Origin of the sequence: Nocardia sputorum (assembly GCF_027924405.1) — a bacterium.
Lineage (GTDB): Bacteria > Actinomycetota > Actinomycetes > Mycobacteriales > Mycobacteriaceae > Nocardia > Nocardia sputorum.
The window spans coordinates 148424-165656 of sequence record NZ_AP026978.1; the positions used below are offsets into that span (position 1 = coordinate 148424).

Here is a 17233-nt window from a genome sequence, read left to right on the forward strand (position 1 = left end):
CCCTTCCTGGCGGCCGCCCGGCCACGTCCTCTACAAATGTAGAGGACTCAGGAGGTGTCATGGAACCCGGTGTCATCCGGTGGGATTCCGATCAGGCGCGGGCGGCGGCGCGGTTGCGCGAGTTGGTCGATCGGCGCGGCCGCCCGGTCCGGCGTCATCGGGGCGTCTATCTCCACGGCAGACCCGGGCGCGGCAAGACCATGCTCATGAACCGGTTCTTCGCCCAGGTGGCGTCCGAACGCAAGCGCCGCTACCACTTCCACCAATTCTTCGCCGAATTGCACGCCGCGGCACACGCGTCCGGCTCGATCGATGCGGCGGTGGACGCGCTGCTCGGTGACGCCGTGCTGATCTGCTTCGACGAGTTCCACGTGCACGACATCGGTGACGCGATGCTGCTCGCACGGCTGCTCGACGCGCTGTTCGCCCGCCGCGTCACGCTGGTGGTGACCTCGAACTATCCGCCGGACGGACTGCTGCCGAATCCGCTGTTCCACGATCGGCTTCTGCCGACGATCGACCGGATCCGCGCGCACATGGACGTGGTGCCGGTCGACGGCGCGATCGATTATCGCTCTCTCGGCGTGCGCGCCGGCCGCACCGGATTCGCCGCCGGGCGATACATCGTGGCGCACTCGGCGGCGGTCGTCGGCGCGGGAAAAAGCGCTGTGCCACAACGCGAGAACGAAGCGTCTGCCGAGATTTCCATCGGCGCCCGCAGTTTGCGCGCCATTGCCGGAGACGGCGGCGCTCTCGTCATCGACTTCGCCGCATTGTGTGGAGTCCCAACTTCCGCGCCGGATTATGTTGCGCTGGCCCAACGTTTTCAGCGCTGGGAAATCCGGGAAGTGCCTCCGCTGTATGAAGTTCCGCCCGACTGGGCGATGCGTTTCGTGAACGTGGTCGATGTTCTCTACGACATCGATCGGGAGCTCACCGTCGTCGCGTCCGCGCCGCTCGGCGGGCTCGTGCGAGGCGTGGCGGAAGTGCCGGATATCTCACGTTTGGCGAGCCGTCTTTGTGAATTGTCCCAGTCCTCGTCGGATATCGCCCGGTAGTCGCCGCGACGACGGACGGGCCGTCGACTTCCCGCACAGCTGCGGTTTAAGAGGAGGGACTCCGAAGTATTCCATTCCATCCCGAGCGGACCGCCCGGCATGTAACTATGTGGCTGTTTTGTGGAGTACTCAGATTTGGCGGTAACCAGTGGCCCGGGCGCGAGCGCCGATATCGCGCGTGATCGTCCTGATCACGCTGCTGGCTTTTGCCGCCATCGCCCTGCACGGATACATCCCAGGAATTACCGAAACCGAGTCGCGCAGGCACGTCCCGTCCGCTCTGTCGGTCGCGCTCATGCCGGTGCTGCTCACCGTGTCGATCGTGATCCTGCTGGCCGGGGTGATCGCCAGTCAGCACCGTTTGCCGCTGGCCATGCCCGAGCAGGAACGGGAGGACGAACGCACGCAGTGGCGTCTCGGGCGCGTCGGCCTCGCACTGCTCGGCGCGCTGGCGCTGCTCGGAGTGCTGTTCGCGGCCGCAGCGGCGATCTACTTCCTCGGCGCGAGCAAGTCGAGCGAACCCGCGCGCCCCGCGGCGCCCGCCACCACCACGGGCACGCCGCCGGAGCACGGAACGCCGCCGTCCGCCGAATACGACCCGAAGTCGGCGGAGCTGACCGGTACGGCGCTGGTACTGGCCGGAATCGCGGCCGCGGGCTTGGTGACGGTGGCGATGAGCGGTCTGGTCGTGGTCGCGGTGTCGACCCGGCGCAAGCCCGCTCCGGCGGCCGCGCAGCCGGTCGCGGCGACCCCCACCGCGGCGGACTCGCTGGCCCGCGCGGCCGAGATGGGCCTGGCCGCGATGAACGCTCCGGGTCAGGACCCGCGCACCGCGATCATCGCCTGCTACGTCGCGATGGAGCGCGGTCTCGCCTCCGACCGCGCGGCCGCACCGCTCGTCTCGGACACCCCGATGGAAGTGCTGGCCCGCGCGTTCGAACGCGGCGCGCTGCACGACGCGTCCGCCCGCGAGCTGGTCGCCCTTTTCGAGGAAGCCAGATTCAGCCCGCACGCCATGCTGGAATGGCAACGGATGCGAGCCGAGCAATTGCTGCGCATCGTGCTCGCCGACCTGCAAGGGGAGGTGCCCGCGTGACCGGACGGGCGAGAAGGGACCTCGCGTGAATCGGATGGGGGTGGTGATCACCGGCGTGATCGTCATCGGGCTGGTCGAGCTGGTCGCCGTCGAGCGCGCCCGCGGGTTGCTGCTGGTCGTCGCCGGGATTCCGGTGGCGGTGGCGCTGGTCTGGCTGGTCTGGTCGCTGTTCGAGCGCTCGGAGGCCGCGGACGACGAGGTCGAGGACATGGAGAACGGGCCGGCGGAGATGCTGCAACGCTGGCACGCCAGGGCCGAGATGCTCGCGGACCGCGCGGACGGCAGCCGTGCCGATTGGGACCGGCACCTGCGTCCGCTGCTGGCCAAGGAGTTCGAGCTGTCCAGCGGACAGCGGGTGGCGAAGAACCGCAGGGCGATGGAGGCAGCGGGTATCCACCAGTTCGGGCCCGAGTTGTGGCGCTGGGTGGACCCGGCCAACTCGGCCCTTCGTGATCAGGCCGGCAGGGCACCGGGACGTGCGGCGCTGGACGAGATCCTGAGCCGCCTGCAGAGAATGTGAAATGGGTTGAGGCAAGTGCGGGTACACACATGACCATGCCGATGGACGTGACCATCCAGCGCAGCGAGGCCGTGCTCCGGGAGCTGTCCCGGGTCGTGGTCGGCAAGCAGGACGAGTTGCAGTTGATCATGATCGCCGTGCTGTCCGGTGGGCACGTGCTGATCGAGGACCTACCCGGCCTCGGCAAGACGCTGATCGCGAGATCGTTCGCGGCCGCGCTCGGGCTGCAGTTCACCCGGGTGCAGTTCACGCCCGACCTGCTGCCCGCCGACCTGCTGGGGTCGACGATCTACGACATGTCCTCCGGCCGGTTCACCTTCCGCCGCGGGCCGGTGTTCACCAACGTGCTGCTGGCCGACGAGGTGAACCGCACCCCGCCGAAGACGCAGGCCGCGCTCCTGGAGGCGATGGCGGAGGGGCAGGTCAGCATCGACGGCGAGACGTTGCTGCTGCCGCAACCGTTCGTCGTGCTGGCCACCGACAACCCGATCGAGTACGAGGGCACCTATCCGCTGCCGGAAGCCCAGCTCGACCGGTTCGCCATCCAGCTGCGGCTGGGGTACCTGTCCGAGCGCGACGAGACGCAGATGATCCGTCGCAGACTGGAGCGCGGGGCGCAGCAGCCGCAGGTCAACCAGGTCGTGGACGCGAACGGGCTGCTGGAGATGCGGCAATCCGTCGAATACGTGACCGTGCACCCCGACGTGGTGAGCTACGTCGTCGCGCTGGCGTCGGCCACCAGGGGGCACCCCCAGGTCGAGGTCGGCGCGAGCCCGCGCGCGGAACTCGACCTGGTGCAGATGTCCCGGGCGCGGGCGCTGCTGCTCGGCCGCGACTACGTGATCCCCGAGGACGTGAAGGCGCTGGCGATCCCGGCCATGGCGCACCGGATCACGTTGCGGCCGGAGATGTGGGTGCGCCGCATCCGCGGCGAGGACGTCATCACCGAACTGCTGCGCCGTCTGCCGGTCCCGCGCGCCACCGTGACATGAGGCACCGTGACGCCAGCTCCGCGGTCGACGCCGAATTGCGGTGGCGGCCCGCCCCGCTGGTCTTCATGCTCGCTGGATGCGCCGCGGCGGCCCTGGTGCTCGCAGTGGTCCTCGGCAGGTGGCAGCTGCTGGTGTTCGCCGCGCCGCTGCTCGGCGTGCTGGCCACCGCGCCGTGGCAGCAGTCCTCGACCCGGATCCAGGTCGACGGCGGCGGCACGCTGCGCTGCTTCGAGACCGAGGAGGTGACGCTCACCGTCGCCGCCTTCGTCGAGAAGGGGCACGCGCTGCTGCGCCTGAAACCGCAGAGCTCGGCAGGGCTGGGAATGCAGGTCGAAGAGGCCAGCGATTCCGGAGTCGCGCCCGCCGGGTTGCGCTTGGCCCTCTCGGCGGGCAGGTGGGGGCGCTACCCGGTGTCGGTGCGGGTCTCGGCGCTGAGCCCCGCCGGGCTCGCGGTCGCCACCGCGATACTGCCCGCGGGCGAGTTGTTCGTGTATCCGATCACCGATCCGCAGCGCATGCGCTTGCCGCGCACGGAGCTCCCCGAGCGGCTCGGCACCCACCTGACCCGCAGGCACGGCCCCGGCGTCGAATACGCGGACATCCGCGCCTACGCGCCCGGCGATCAGTTGCGCATCGTGAACTGGCCGGTGAGCGCGCGGCGGGGGCGGTTGTATGTCACCGAGCGGCTGACCAACCGGTCCGCGGACGTCGTGGTGCTGGTGGACACCTCCCAGCAGGCGCCGGGACCGGCCACCGATTCGCTGGAGCTGTCGGTGCGCGGCGCGGCGCAGGTGGTGCAGTCGACCCTGCAGGCGGGCGATCGGACGGCGGTGGTCTGCCTCGGCCAGGCGCCGCGCTGGCTGCGGCCGGACATCGGACGCCGCCAGTTCTACCGCATCGTGGACACCGTGCTCGACGTCGGCGACGAGCACATCCCCACCACCGGCACGCTCGCGCCGCACGCGGCGGTGCCGCTCGGCGCGATCGTGGTGGCGTTCTCCACGCTGCTGGACACGCAGTTCGCGCTCGCGTTGATCGACCTGCGCAAGCGCGGGCACGTGGTGATCGTGGTGGACGTCCTGCGCGGCACGCCGTTCCGGGAAGATCTCGACCCGATCCTGGCCAAGATGTGGCAGCTCGAGCGCGCGGCCATGTACCGGGACATGGGTACCGTCGGCGTCGACATCGTGGCGTGGCCGGAGGACGCGCGCCTGGACCAGATCATGCGAGCGCTGCCCGAGCACCGCAGGACCGTACGGGTGCGCCGATGACCAGATTCCTCGCCGTTCTCTCCGGGGTGCTGCTGGCGGCGTCGGTGGCGCTGCTGGAGCCCTGGATCGGCATTCCGGCCCTGGTCTTCGTCGCGCTCGGCTGGTGGCTGCGGCCGCTCGCGGTCTGCGCGGTACTGCTCGCGCTGGCCGTGCTGGCGATCGCGGACGCGGGTGTGCTCGCTTCCGCGGCAACGGGATTGGTCGCTACCACCTATCTGCTCAACGCCGCGACCGTGACCGCCCCGCACGGCGTGGTACCGACCACGATCCCGTCGGTGACCGGTGCGGTGGGCTTCGCGGCGGTCGCCGTCGCCGCCGCTCTGCTCCCACTGCGCTTGGCCTGGGCGCCGCTGGCCGCGCCGGTGCTCGTGCTGGTGCTGTACGCCCTTGTGATCCAGGGCGCCGCCGCGCGGCGCGGGCGCGGTGACCGGGAACTTCCGGCCTCGGGCGAAGTCTGACCCGAGCACAGGCGGCCGCTCGCAGTGGCGACACGGTGGCTGACGTGCGGCGATGCCGGAGACACCGCGAAGACCGCACGGCCGGTGCGCGTACCGTTCGGTAGTGCGGGGGGTGGGTCGACAGCCGAAGGCCGCCCCTGCCGAGGCTGCGCACGCGTTGTCGAGGAGCTGAACAACCGCGGGAGGTCCTATGACGTTCGCCGAGTTCGATCGTATGCACGCCTTGCTCATGACCTTCCGCGCGTCGCGTCGGGCGCCCGCTCGCGTAGCACTGTCGGCACGACTCCGGAGCGGCTCGTGGTGACCTTGGACCGATTGGCGAACGTACTGAGCGGCTATGGGATTCGATTGCGGTTGGGGTCGGTTCCCCGGTCCACCCCACTGCGCAGCGTGGTGATCCACGGGACCGATCAGGACCCCACGGAAACGGGCGACGTGCTGCTGGGGATCGGGGCACACTCGGTGTCGGAGGTGGTGGAATGGGCCGTCTCGGCGCGCGCGGTCGTCGCTCTTCTGCGCGGCAGTGCGGAGACCGAGACCGAGCCGGATGCCGAGGGCGTGGCGGTGCTGGTGGTCGATCCCGCGGTGGCCTGGAGCGAGCTGGCCGCGGTGGTCTACGGGTTGGTGCTGGAAGGTCGGGAGACCGAGGCCGGTCGCGGTCCGACCGATCTGTTCGCCTTGGCCGACAGTCTGGCCGAGGCTGTCGGGGGAGCGGTGACGATCGAGGACCGGCGGTCTCGGGTGCTGGCGTATTCGAAGCCGAAGCAGCACCTCGATCAGGCGCGGGTCGACACGATTCTGAGCAGGGAGATGCCGCCGTGGTTGCGGGCACTCTTCGACGCGCGTGGTGTCTTCGCACATCTGGCCGCCTCGGATGAGCCGTTGTTCGTGCCCGGGCAGGCGGAACACGGTGTGACGGGGCGAATGGTCGTGGCCGTGCGCGTGGGCAGGCAACTGCTGGGCTCGGTGTGGGTTTCGTGCCCGGCACCGTTGCGTGGGGCTCGCCGCGCGGCCTTGGCCGACGGTGCGCGTACGGTGGCCCTGCACCTGTTGCGCTCGCGGGCCAGCGCGGATCTGGAACGTCAGGTGGAATCGGACCTGGTCATCCGCTTACTGGAGGGCGCGGCCGACGCGGCGACGGTGGCCAGCAGACTGGGGTTGGCGCCGGAGAAGTTGCGCGTGCTCGCGCTGCGGGCTCGGGGCGCGGACGAGCGGCACGCCGCGCTGCTGTTGATCTTCGAGCGAGCGACGACCGGATTCGGCTGGTCCCGGTCGACCCGCAGCGCCTTGGTCGGCGACACCGTCTACACCGTGCTGCCCGCTGATCCCGCTGCGACGGCACGCCGTTGGGTCGATGAGCTGGAAGCCGCCCTGCCCGCGCGGATGACGGTGTCGGCCGGCGTCAGCGGTGTTGCGAGGGCTACGGAATTGGCGTCGGCGCGGCGAGAGGCCGACGAGTGCCTGGCGCTGCACGAGGCCCGGCCGGCAGCTGCCCCGGCCCCCGCCTATGACGAGTCGTGGGATGAGATTCTGCTACAGCGGTTGCGCACCGCGGGGCTCGCCGGACGCGCCCCGGAGCGGGGGCCGGTGTCGGAATTGCGGCGGCACGACCGCGTGCACTCCACCCAGTACGTGGCGACGCTGCGCGCCTGGTTGCAGGCGCAGGGCGATCCCGCGCGGGCAGGCGTACAACTCGGCGTGCACGAGAACACCGTCCGCAACCGGCTGCGCAAGATGGCGGAGGTGACCGACCTCGGCTTGGACGATCCCCGCAAACGTCTAGCCATGATGATCGAACTCGCCGTCAGCGACACCGTCTGACCCGCTGCCCTGTGCCATCGCCACAAATCCCCGCCCTCCGATTGTCGGATCAGCGCAACTGATCGGCTCGACGGCCACGCCACCATGGGGTTGAGCCACGAAGGAGGGATCGAAGTGAGGAACATGCAGGTACGCGAGGTGATGCAGCGACCGGTCATCGCCGTGCGGCGCGACGATACGGCACGCGAGGCGGCGCTGCTGCTCGCCGGATCGGGCTACGCGGCGCTGCCCGTTCTCGACGAGGACGACCGTCTCATCGGGATGCTCACCAGCGGTGATCTCTTGCGGTCCGGAGAACTCGACGACGAGGTCGGCGCGGTGATGACCACGCCCGCGGTGTCGCTGCCGCACAACGCGGCGCCGGCCGAGGTGATGAGCAGGCTGGCAACACACGGATTGCGCAGTCTGCCGGTCGTCGACGCCGAAGACCGCGTGGTCGGCATGTTCAGCCGCGGCGACGCGTTGCGGATCTTGCTCACCCCGGACGACGCGCTCGCGGCCGATGCGCAAAGCCTGCTGGATCAATACCGCGGCGCCCGGCGCTGGCAGGTCACCGTCGACGACGGCGACGCCACGATCTCCGGCCGGTTCGCCGACGAATCCGAACGACGCATCGCCATCGCCTTGACCCGCACCGTGCCGGGCATCCGCACCGCGAGCATCGCGCGCACACCCGCCGCGGCCGAGCATTGACCACCCACCAGCCCCGGAGTCGATGATGACCCACGCATACCCCGTTTCCCGCGCAAGCCTCAGTGAACACCTACCCGTGCTGCGCGCCGCACTGAACCAGCAACGCCGTTTCCGCCTGCAACAACTGGCCGAACTCGAAGCCGAGATCGACCGCGCAGGTGAGCCCGCCGACGCGGCCGCCGCGGCCAGACACGAGGTCGACGGCAAACTGGCCGCGGCGGCACGGCAAGCCCTGGCGGACATCGAGGCAGCTCTCATGCTCATCGCCACCGGACGCTACGGCCGGTGCCGTCGCTGTCACGCCGAGATCCCGATTCGCCTGCTGCGCACCATTCCCACTACCCAGTGGTGCTTGCGGTGCCATCGGCATCTCCCGTCCGCCGACGGATCCCGCGTGATCCGAGGACAGCGGCCTGGGCGACCCTCCCGAGCGCCGCGACGCGGCCGGTCGGCGAAAAGAGAGACGCTCGCGCCGTGACCGGCTGATGCCCTCGTCGACACCGGCACCGCCGCGGGCCGGGAGTCGTCCGCACCCGGCACCCTCGGGCGCCCGCCGTTCGGGTGAGTGCTGTCGGACGCGCCCCAGCCGGGGCTCGCTCGGGTGAAGCCGTGTAGGGATTCCTCAGGCGGGCCGGAACCGCAGCTCGACGTCGCCGAGGACCGGTGCCTCGTCGCGTTCGACCACGGTCGCGGCGATGGTGAGCACGTCGTCCTGACGCCAGATCCGGGTGCGGATCGTCTCGCCCGGGTAGAGCACACCGGCGAATCGGGCGCGGAAACCGGTGACGCGGCTCGCGTCGGAGTCGAGCACGGTGTCGGTCACGGTCTTGCAGACGATGCCGTAGGTGCACAACCCGTGCAGGATGGGCGCGGGAAACCCGGCCGCGCGGGCGAATTCGGGATCCGAGTGCAGCGGGTTGCGATCACCGGACATCCGGTAGAGCAATGCCTGCTGCGGCAGCGTCGGCGTGGTGACGTCGAAATCCGGAGCGCGATCCGGTAATTCGGTCTTGGTGCTCGGTCCGCGCTCGCCGCCGAAGCCGCCCTCGCCCTTGGCGAAGATCGAGGAGCGCTCGGTCCACAGCGGCGCTCCGTCGGAGCCGGTGACGGTGTGCTCCTGCACGATGACCGCGGCCGAGCCCTTGTCCCAGATCTCGGCGATCCGGCTGGTCTTGGTCGCCTTGCCCGCCGCCGGGATCGGCCGGTGCACCTCGACCTCTTGGTGACCGTGCACCACCTTCGCCAGGTCGATCTCGACCCCGGGGAAGCTCACCTTCGGCGGCTCGGTCTCGTGCACCGTCGCCGCCACGGTGGCGAAGGTCGGCAGCACCTGCGGTTCCCGGTCGTCGAGGTAGCGCAGCTCGGCCGGGTCGGTCCAGCGCGTGCCCGCGCCGAGGCCCAGCTGGTAGAGCTGCACGTCCGAGGGGGTCCAGGCGAACTCCCGGCTCGGCAGTTGCGCGCCGAGCGCGATCTTCGGGTCGATGGGCATCAGTTCTCCTTGTGCATGATTGTGGATCGATCCGGCACATGCGCGCCGCGCGCGAGGCCGTGCCGGAACCGGAACTCGGCAGCGCCCGGGTTCGATCCTGCGCGTCCGGACACCGGCTCGCCAGTGTGTCGTCCGCTCCGCGGGATCGTTTCACGGCTGCTCAGCGGCCTGGATGGATCGCGGTGCAGGCCGGGGCATTCCGGCCGGTGCCCGTGGGAGCGTGGCCGCACCGCGATCTCGTCTCACGCTTCCGCTGCGGCGGTGGCGGGCTGCTCCTCCTTGCGCTTGACGATGTCCAGCACCGCGAGGTACCCGAAGGCGATCGCGGGGCCGATGGTGGCTCCGGGCCCGGCGTAGGTGTGGCCCATCACCGGTGTGGAGCAGTTGCCGGAGGCGTACAGCCCCTCGATGACGCTGCCGTCCTCGCGCAGCACCCGCCCTGCGGTGTCGGCCACCAGCCCGCCTTTGGTGCCCAGATCGCCCGGCACGATTTTGGCGGCGTAGTACGGGCCCTGCACCAGCGCGGCCAGGCACGGGTTCGGCCGCACGGTCGGATCGCCGTAGTACCGGTCGTAGTGGCTGTCGCCGCGACCGAAGTCCTCGTCCTTGCCGGTCTCGGCGAAGCCGTTGAACCGGGCGACGGTCGCGGTCAGCTCGCCGGCGGGCACACCGATCTTGTCTGCCAATTCCTCGATGCTGTCGGCCTTGACGATGAAGTCGTTTTCCATCCACCGGGACGGAAAACGCTGACCGGGCTGTAGCCCGGCGAAGATGTAGCGGTTCCGGTAGCGCTGGTCGAACACCAGCCACGCGGGGATGTTCTCGCCCGGCCCCTCACCCTGCCCGTACTCGCCGCCGTACATGGTGTGCACTGCCTCGACGTAAGGAGCGGACTCATTTCCGAATCGCTTGCCGTCGGCGTTCACCATGATGCTGCCGGGCAGGTTCCGTTCGGCCAGCGCGAACCAGGGCTTGCCGCCCTTGAAGATGGTCGGCCCCCACCAAGCGTCCTCCATGAAACCGATGGCCGCGCCCGCCGCCATGCCCGCTTGGATGCCGTCGCCGGTATTGGCGGCCGCGCCGGTGGTCCACTCGGTGGTGATGGGCTGGCGCTGGTATTTGGTGCGCATTTCCGCGTTGTGCTCGAAACCGCCGCTGCCGAGGACGACGCCGTAGCGGGCGGTGAACGTGACCGGCTCGCCCTCGTACAGCGCACGGACCCCGGTGACGACGCCGTCGGTCACGACGAGATCGGTCATCGGGGTGTTCAGCAACAGCGGCACGTTCGCGTCCATGAGGCCCTTGCGCATGCCCGCGATGATGGCCTGCCCCATGCCGACGATGTGTTTGCGGGTGAACTTGGCCCAGTAGGTGCGCGCGCCGACGCGCATCGCCCGGAGCATGCCCTTCGGATGACGCCGGATCAGATTGAGCCGCACGAAGTCGGCCTGCATGACCACGACGTTCAGCGGAGCCTTCGCGTACGGCGGCTCCAGGTTGAACCGCTCCTCGCCCAGGATCTTCGTGTCGAACGGCTTGGGCTCGCACGAGCGGCCCTCGGGCCGCCCGCCCGGCGCCTCCGGATGGTAGTCGGAGTAGCCCGGCACCCACGTCATCTTCAGCGGCGAATGATCGAGCACGAAGTCCAGCGCTTCGGCCCCGCGATCGATGTAGGTGTCGATCCGCTCGGAGGGCACGACGTCGCCGATGATGCTGTGCAGATAGGTCCGTGCGTCCTCGCGGTCGTCGGGCCGACCGGACGCGCGCAGCGCCTTGTTGCCCGGGATCCACACGCCGCCGCCGGAGCGCGCGGTCGACCCGCCGTAGTGCGCGGCCTTCTCGATGACCACCACGCTCAGGCCGTTGTGGGCCGCGGTGAGGGCGGCGGTCATGCCGGCGGCGCCGCTGCCGACCACCACCACGTCGTATTCCCGATCAGTCATGTAGAACACGTTATAGAATGGACGCGCCATTGGTCTATGTTGTGTGGCAGAAGACTTGCTCGACGTTCTGTTTGTCGAGGAAACTTGTTTCAGTTTCAGACCGGAGTTAAGAACATGGGCCTCGAATGGGACCTGGCCACCGACGTTGTCGTGGTCGGATACGGCGCCGCGGGTGCGGCGGCCGCGCTGGAAGCGACCGCGGCGGGCGCGCAGGTGCTCGTGCTCGAACGCTTCGCCGGAGGCGGGACGTCGGCGCTGTCCGGCGGGATCATCTACGCGGGCGGCGGCACGTCGGTGCAGCGCGAGGCGGGAGTCGAAGACACCCCTGAGGCCATGTACGCCTATCTCGAGCGGGAGGTCGGCGACGCGGTCGCCCCCGAGACGCTGCGCCGGTTCGTCGACGAGAGCCCGGAACTGATCGAGTGGCTGAAGGCACACGGAGTCCCCTTCGAAGCCTCGCTGTGCCCGTACAAGACCTCCTACCCCAACGACCGCTACTACCTGTACTACTCCGGCAGCGAGATCTCCGGCGCGTTCCGCGACATCCCGGCCGCCCAGCGCGGGCATCGAGTGAAGGGCAGAGGGACGTCGGGAAAGAAACTCACCGGGCCGCTCGCCGCGGCCGCGTCCAGGGCGGGCGTGCGCGTGGAGACCCTCACCCGGGTCACCCGGCTGCTCACCGACGGTGCGGGCGCGGTGATCGGCGTCGAATGCCACACGCTGCGCGACGCGCCCGGCCGGGTCCGGGACCGCTACACCCGCATGGCCAAGGTCGCGGCCAAGCCCGGCATCTACTATCCGCCGCTGCGGCGGGCGCTGGAACAGCGGCTGGACGCGCTGGAACGCCGCTACGGCAGCACGATTCGCGTTCTCGCCCGGCGCGGGGTGGTGCTCGGCGCGGGCGGCTTCATCGCCAATCGCGACATGGTGCGGCAATACGCGCCTGAGTTCCACGGTGGTCTCGCGCTCGGCACCACCGCCGACGACGGCAGCGGCATCCTGATGGCGCAGCAGGTCGGCGCGGCGGTGGACCACATGGACAACGTCTCCGCGTGGCGCTTCCTGCTCCCGCCCAGCGCGTTCACCGGGGCGCTGCTGGTGGACGCCGAAGGTCGCCGGGTGATCGACGAGACGCGCTACGGCGCCGCGGTCGGCAACAAGCTGATCACCGAACACGGCGGCAAGGGCTGGCTGCTGGCCGACGAGCCGCTGATGCGCACCGCCATCGGGCAGATCGGCAAACAGGGCGCCTGGTTCCAGCGCGGGCAGTTCGAGACGATGCGGCGCACCGCCGTTCGCGGCGCGACGCTGGAGGAAGCCGCCGCCAAGGCGGGCATCGACCCGGCCGGTCTGCGCGCGACGGTCGACGCGCACAACACCGCGATCGAGACCGGCGCCCCCGATCCGGTCGGCAAGCCCGCCGAGTTCACCAAAGCGGTGCGCACCGGCCCGTTCTGGCTGTTGGATGTGGGCATCAAACCGAGCCTGACCAACCCGTGCCCCATGCTCACCCTCGGCGGCGTCGTCGTGGACGAGCGCACCGGCGCGGTCAAGACCGCCGAGGGTCGCGACATCCCCGGGCTCTTCGCCGCCGGGCGCACCGCGATCGGTGTCTGCTCCAAGTCCTACGTCAGCGGGCTGTCGCTGGCCGACTGCGTCTTCTCCGGCCGCAGGGCAGGCCGGTCCGCCGCGGGCGAGCAGGTCTCGGCGCTGGAAAAAGCAACTGTGGAAGGGAAATAGCGTGCTGTCCGACGCGGTACGAACCGAACTGGCCGACGAACTCGAGCGCGCGGAGCGTGAACGGGTGGCGATCGATCCGCTGATCGCCCGCCACCCGGACATCGACGTGGTCGACGCCTACGAGATCCAGCTGATCAACATCCGGCGCAGGCTCGACGCGGGCGCGCGCGTGGTCGGGCACAAAGTGGGCCTGTCCTCGAAGGCCATGCAGCAGATGATGGGCGTGGACGAACCCGACTACGGGCACCTGCTCGCGGAAATGGAAGTCTACGAAGACGTTCCGGTCGAAGCGGGCCGCTACCTGTTCCCCCGGGTGGAGGTGGAGGTCGGGTTCGTGCTCGGCGCCGACCTCCCCGGCGCGGAATGCACCGAAGAAGACGTGCTCGCGGCCACCGTCGCGTTCGCGCCAGCGATCGAACTGATCGACTCGCGGATCAAGGACTGGAACATCGGCTTGGCCGACACCATCTCCGACAACGCGTCCTCCGCCGGCTTCGTGCTCGGCGCCCAGCGCGTCGCGCCGAAGGACATCGACATCAAGGCCATCGACGCGGTGCTCACCCGCAACGGCGAGGTGGTCGCCGAAGGCCGCAGCGACGCGGTGCTGGGCGATCCGGTGATCGCGGTGGCCTGGCTGGCGCGCAAGGTGGCGAGCTTCGGGGTCCGGTTGAAGGCCGGTGACATCGTGCTGCCCGGCTCCTGCACCCGCGCCATCGACGCCCGTCCGGGCGATGAGTTCCACGCCGAGTTCGCCGGACTCGGCTCTGTCCGTCTGCAATTCACCTAGGGAGGCTGTCGTGTCCGAGAACGGGACCGTCACCGCCGCGATCGTCGGGTCCGGCAACATCAGTACCGATCTGCTCTACAAACTGCTGCGCTCGAAGAAGATCCAGCCGCGCTGGATGATCGGGATCGACCCGGACAGCGAGGGCCTGAAGCGGGCGCGCGGGCTGGGGCTGGAAACCTCGCACGAGGGCGTGGACTGGCTGCTCGCGCAATCCGAACTGCCCGATCTGATCTTCGAGGCGACCTCGGCGTACGTGCACCGCGCCGCTGCCCCGCGCTACGCCGAAGCGGGCATCCGCGCCGTCGACCTCACCCCCGCCGCCGTCGGCCCCGCCGTCGTGCCGCCGGTGAACCTGGGCGCGAATATCGACGCGCCGAACGTCAACATGATCACCTGCGGCGGTCAAGCGACGATCCCGATCGTCGCCGCGGTCTCGCGGGTCGTCCCGGTGCCGTACGCGGAGATCGTCGCGTCGGTGTCCTCGGTGTCCGCGGGCCCCGGCACGCGAGCGAACATCGACGAGTTCACCAAGACCACCAGCCGGGGTGTGGAGACCATCGGCGGAGCGCAGCGCGGCAAGGCCATCATCATCCTGAACCCGGCCGAGCCGCCGATGATCATGCGCGACACCATCTTCTGCGCCATCCCCGACGACGCCGACACCGGCGCGATCGCCGACTCCATCCACCGGATGGTCGCCGACATCCAGCAATACGTCCCCGGCTACCGGCTGCTCAACGAGCCGCAGTTCGACGAGCCCTCGGTGGTCTCCGGCGGCATGGCCAAGGTGTCGGTGTTCGTCGAGGTGGAGGGCGCGGGTGACTTCCTGCCCCCGTACGCGGGCAACCTCGACATCATGACCGCCGCCGCGACGCAGGTCGGCGAGGTCATCGCCGAACAGATCGTCACGGCCCGGGTGTAAGGAGCTTTCGACATGGCCTACTCAGCAGAACTCGACATCCGCGTCACCGACACCTCGCTGCGCGACGGGTCGCACCACAAGCGTCACCAGTTCACCGCCACCGAGGTGCGCGACATCGTGGCCGCGCTCGACGGCGCGGGCGTGCCGGTGATCGAGGTGACCCACGGCGACGGCCTCGGCGGCTCGTCGTTCAACTACGGCTTCTCCAAGACGCCGGAGCAGGAACTGGTCACCATCGCGGCCGAGACGGCCAAGCGGGCGAAGATCGCCGTGCTGATGCTGCCCGGCGTCGGGGTGAAGGAAGACATCAAGATCTCGCAGGACAACGGTGCGTCGATCTGCCGCATCGCGACGCACTGCACCGAGGCCGACGTGTCGATCCAGCACTTCGGTCTCGCCAGGGAACTCGGGCTGGAGACGGTCGGGTTCCTGATGATGTCGCACACCCAGCCGCCGGAGGTGCTGGCCAAGCAGGCGCGCATCATGGCGGACGCGGGCTGCCAGTGCGTCTACATCGTCGACTCCGCCGGCGCGCTCGTGCTGGAACAGGTCTCCGACCGGGTCGCGGCGCTGGTGGCCGAACTCGGCGACGACGCGCAGGTGGGCTTCCACGGGCACGAGAACCTCGACCTGGCCGTCGCCAACTCCGTCTACGCCATCCGCGCGGGCGCCACTCAGATCGATGGCAGCGCACGGCGTTTCGGCGCGGGTGCGGGCAACACCCCCGTCGAGGCGCTGGTCGGGGTGTGCGACAAGCTGGGTGTGCGGACGGGCATCGATTTCTTCGCCATCGCCGACGCCGCCGAAGACGTCGTCCGTCCCGCGATGCCGCAGGAATGCCTGCTCGACCGCCAGGCCCTGATGATGGGCTACGCGGGCGTCTACTCCAGCTTCCTCAAGCACGCCGAACGACAGGCAGAGCGCTACGGCGTCTCGGCGGCCGAGATGCTGGTCCGCGCCGGCAAGCGCAAGCTCGTCGGCGGCCAGGAAGACCAGCTCATCGACATCGCGCTGGAACTGCAGCGGGAGAAGGCGACCGTCTCCGCCTGACGGGTGGGCGCGCCCGGTCGAGGGCGGGCTCCGGCCGGGTCTCGACCGTCCGCCCGTGGCCGCGGAGAAGCATCGCTGCGGCCGATCGGCGGGGTCGCGGTGTGGGCGCACACAGGCGCGGCTGTGGACAGTTGTGCACAACTCCGCGTCTACGGCAATGACGGGAGGGGGAAGCGCAGTAGCGCCGCGGCCAGGTGTTCCTTCAGTTCGGTGTCGGCCTTGACGTGCCGGACGGAGCCGCTCTCGTCGATGACGCTCTGGGCGAGTTCGTCCAGGATGTCCTCGGTCGGCCGGGGCCGGTCGCCCGACACCGGGCACTCGTCCCCGGACAGGCCCAGCCAACCGCAGCTGTCGCAGACCACCCCGTGGACCATCGCGCCGTCCTGGATCAGCAGTGTGTCCACCGCCTTCGCGGTGGCGGCCCGCAGACAGTTCGCGACGTCGACGACGGCCGGGTTGCCGGTGGCGATCCGCTCCAGCACCTCGCCCACCCGGCGGACATCGACCTCCCGCTCGTAATGCGCCACGATCTCGGTCGCGTTCTGCTTCACCTCACCGACCGTCGCCGAGCCGGTGTCGATGGTGAACGTGCCCGCGACACGCTCCCGGAGTTCGCGCGGCAGGGTGTCCACGAAGTGCGGTATCTCGTCGCGATGGCCGCCCACGGCGAGCAGGTCGTAGTCGTCGCCGGCGAACATTTCGGCCATTTCGGCCGCGGTGTGCCGGTAGTGCTTCTTGAGCAACTCGTCCGCCCTGTGGTGCACCCTGTTCTCGAGACGGTTCGCCGCGTAGTTGGGGTCGCGCAGTGAGGGATCCCGGATCTGGCGCGCCTCCGCGATCTCGTCGGCGAACAGCTCCCACACCGCCGCGGTCGCCCGGTCCACCACCGCCACGCAGCAGCGGGCGTATTCCTCGAGCACGGCCAGCAGCGGCCGGGTCCAGGCCACCGCGTCCACCACGACGCGGTCGTGGACGGCGTGCGGGAGCTGCACCGCTTCGAACATGTTCTTGCCGCCACAGGCGAACATCGCGACCGCGCCTGGCTGCCAGATGTCCGACCGGACGGTTTCGCGCATCCGTTCCAGGTCGTCGCGGACCGACAGCCTGGCTTCGTGGTCCGACGACTTGTCCTTCACCACCGGGTTGACCTCGTCGGCCATGCTGTTCACCCGGCTCACCAGCCCGGAGCGCTCGCCCGGATCCACCGGAACGTGCGCGTACATCGATACGACGGGAATGCCGTCACCGTGCATCCGGCGTATCCGTCCGATCGTCTCGGCTGTGATCATCGCTCCTCGCTTCCACCGTGGTTCGCGCGGGCCTCGGTCTGCGGCGCTTCGTACACCACGGTGTCGAGCTGGGCGCGGCAGAACCTCCGTCCGCCCGGACGACT

At 69.7% G+C, this 17233-nt stretch carries 16 protein-coding genes; 13 read left to right on the forward strand and 3 right to left on the reverse strand.

All coding sequences use genetic code 11. From position 1 onward, the window contains the following. The first annotated feature begins 59 nt into the window (after positions 1-59). The 9 genes from zapE to QMG86_RS00765 all read left to right on the forward strand — a co-directional run bounded on the left by zapE (position 60) and on the right by QMG86_RS00765 (position 8387). Complete coding sequence (gene zapE, locus QMG86_RS00725; protein WP_281877053.1) at positions 60-1058, forward strand: cell division protein ZapE; 999 nt, start codon at positions 60-62, stop codon at positions 1056-1058. Between the two features lie 178 nt (positions 1059-1236). Then, on the forward strand, positions 1237-2154 hold the full coding sequence (locus tag QMG86_RS00730; protein ID WP_281877054.1) for a DUF4129 domain-containing protein: 918 nt from the start codon (positions 1237-1239) through the stop codon (positions 2152-2154). Positions 2155-2188: 34 nt separating this feature from the next. Further along, a complete protein-coding gene (locus tag QMG86_RS00735; RefSeq protein WP_281880709.1) occupies positions 2189-2674 on the forward strand; it encodes a hypothetical protein in 486 nt (161 codons plus the stop codon). A gap of 29 nt (positions 2675-2703) precedes the next feature. Beyond that, positions 2704-3666: an AAA family ATPase gene (locus QMG86_RS00740; RefSeq protein ID WP_159841996.1), complete on the forward strand. Its 963-nt coding sequence runs from the start codon at positions 2704-2706 to the stop codon at positions 3664-3666. Next, positions 3663-4937, forward strand: coding sequence for a DUF58 domain-containing protein (locus QMG86_RS00745; RefSeq protein ID WP_281877055.1), 1275 nt, complete (start codon positions 3663-3665; stop codon positions 4935-4937). The genes QMG86_RS00740 and QMG86_RS00745 overlap by 4 nt, the downstream gene beginning before the upstream one ends. Further along, complete coding sequence (locus QMG86_RS00750) at positions 4934-5395, forward strand: hypothetical protein (RefSeq protein ID WP_281877056.1); 462 nt, start codon at positions 4934-4936, stop codon at positions 5393-5395. The genes QMG86_RS00745 and QMG86_RS00750 overlap by 4 nt, the downstream gene beginning before the upstream one ends. A 297-nt stretch (positions 5396-5692) precedes the next feature. Further along, positions 5693-7216, forward strand: a complete 1524-nt coding sequence (locus QMG86_RS00755) for a PucR family transcriptional regulator (RefSeq protein WP_281877057.1) — start codon at positions 5693-5695, stop codon at positions 7214-7216. Positions 7217-7339: 123 nt separating this feature from the next. Next, positions 7340-7909, forward strand: a complete 570-nt coding sequence (locus tag QMG86_RS00760; RefSeq protein WP_281880710.1) for a CBS domain-containing protein — start codon at positions 7340-7342, stop codon at positions 7907-7909. 25 nt (positions 7910-7934) lie between these two features. Beyond that, on the forward strand, positions 7935-8387 hold the full coding sequence (locus QMG86_RS00765; RefSeq protein ID WP_281877058.1) for a TraR/DksA family transcriptional regulator: 453 nt from the start codon (positions 7935-7937) through the stop codon (positions 8385-8387). A 144-nt stretch (positions 8388-8531) separates the two neighbouring features. Here QMG86_RS00765 and QMG86_RS00770 read toward each other — a convergent pair whose 3' ends face one another. Both QMG86_RS00770 and kstD read right to left on the reverse strand, forming a co-directional pair. Beyond that, the gene (locus QMG86_RS00770; RefSeq protein ID WP_281877059.1) at positions 8532-9398 is read right to left on the reverse strand and encodes a MaoC/PaaZ C-terminal domain-containing protein; all 867 of its coding nucleotides are present in this window, start codon (positions 9396-9398) and stop codon (positions 8532-8534) included. 242 nt (positions 9399-9640) lie between these two features. Next, complete coding sequence (kstD, locus tag QMG86_RS00775) at positions 9641-11350, reverse strand: 3-oxosteroid 1-dehydrogenase (RefSeq protein WP_281877060.1); 1710 nt, start codon at positions 11348-11350, stop codon at positions 9641-9643. Between the two features lie 105 nt (positions 11351-11455). Here kstD and QMG86_RS00780 point away from each other — a divergent pair, with 105 nt between their 5' ends. The 4 genes from QMG86_RS00780 to dmpG are packed head-to-tail and all read left to right on the forward strand — an operon-like array spanning position 11456 to position 15840. Further along, positions 11456-13081 (forward strand): FAD-binding protein, encoded by a 1626-nt coding sequence (locus QMG86_RS00780; protein WP_281877061.1) that lies wholly within the window; start codon positions 11456-11458, stop codon positions 13079-13081. Between the two features lies 1 nt (position 13082). Then, a complete protein-coding gene (locus QMG86_RS00785) occupies positions 13083-13868 on the forward strand; it encodes a 2-keto-4-pentenoate hydratase (protein WP_281877063.1) in 786 nt (261 codons plus the stop codon). 10 nt (positions 13869-13878) lie between these two features. Beyond that, on the forward strand, positions 13879-14790 hold the full coding sequence (locus QMG86_RS00790; RefSeq protein WP_281877064.1) for an acetaldehyde dehydrogenase (acetylating): 912 nt from the start codon (positions 13879-13881) through the stop codon (positions 14788-14790). A gap of 12 nt (positions 14791-14802) precedes the next feature. Beyond that, on the forward strand, positions 14803-15840 hold the full coding sequence (dmpG, locus tag QMG86_RS00795) for a 4-hydroxy-2-oxovalerate aldolase (RefSeq protein WP_195088505.1): 1038 nt from the start codon (positions 14803-14805) through the stop codon (positions 15838-15840). A gap of 149 nt (positions 15841-15989) precedes the next feature. On the opposite strand, the gene QMG86_RS00800 is transcribed toward dmpG, so the two are convergent. After that, on the reverse strand, positions 15990-17129 hold the full coding sequence (locus tag QMG86_RS00800; protein ID WP_281877065.1) for a baeRF10 domain-containing protein: 1140 nt from the start codon (positions 17127-17129) through the stop codon (positions 15990-15992). Positions 17130-17233 lie beyond the last annotated feature (104 nt).

Bases quoted from the DNA above. Each gene is read 5' to 3' on its own strand.
- QMG86_RS00745 (WP_281877055.1), top strand. From the start codon at position 3,663: ATGAGGCACCGTGACGCCAGCTCCGCGGTCGACGCCGAATTGCGGTGG.
- QMG86_RS00740 (WP_159841996.1), top strand. From the start codon at position 2,704: ATGACCATGCCGATGGACGTGACCATCCAGCGCAGCGAGGCCGTGCTC.
- QMG86_RS00760 (WP_281880710.1), top strand. From the start codon at position 7,340: ATGCAGGTACGCGAGGTGATGCAGCGACCGGTCATCGCCGTGCGGCGC.
- QMG86_RS00765 (WP_281877058.1), top strand. From the start codon at position 7,935: ATGACCCACGCATACCCCGTTTCCCGCGCAAGCCTCAGTGAACACCTA.
- dmpG (WP_195088505.1), top strand. From the start codon at position 14,803: ATGGCCTACTCAGCAGAACTCGACATCCGCGTCACCGACACCTCGCTG.
- QMG86_RS00780 (WP_281877061.1), top strand. From the start codon at position 11,456: ATGGGCCTCGAATGGGACCTGGCCACCGACGTTGTCGTGGTCGGATAC.
- QMG86_RS00770 (WP_281877059.1), bottom strand. From the start codon at position 9,398: ATGCCCATCGACCCGAAGATCGCGCTCGGCGCGCAACTGCCGAGCCGG.
- QMG86_RS00800 (WP_281877065.1), bottom strand. From the start codon at position 17,129: ATGATCACAGCCGAGACGATCGGACGGATACGCCGGATGCACGGTGAC.
- QMG86_RS00750 (WP_281877056.1), top strand. From the start codon at position 4,934: ATGACCAGATTCCTCGCCGTTCTCTCCGGGGTGCTGCTGGCGGCGTCG.
- zapE (WP_281877053.1), top strand. From the start codon at position 60: ATGGAACCCGGTGTCATCCGGTGGGATTCCGATCAGGCGCGGGCGGCG.
- QMG86_RS00735 (WP_281880709.1), top strand. From the start codon at position 2,189: ATGGGGGTGGTGATCACCGGCGTGATCGTCATCGGGCTGGTCGAGCTG.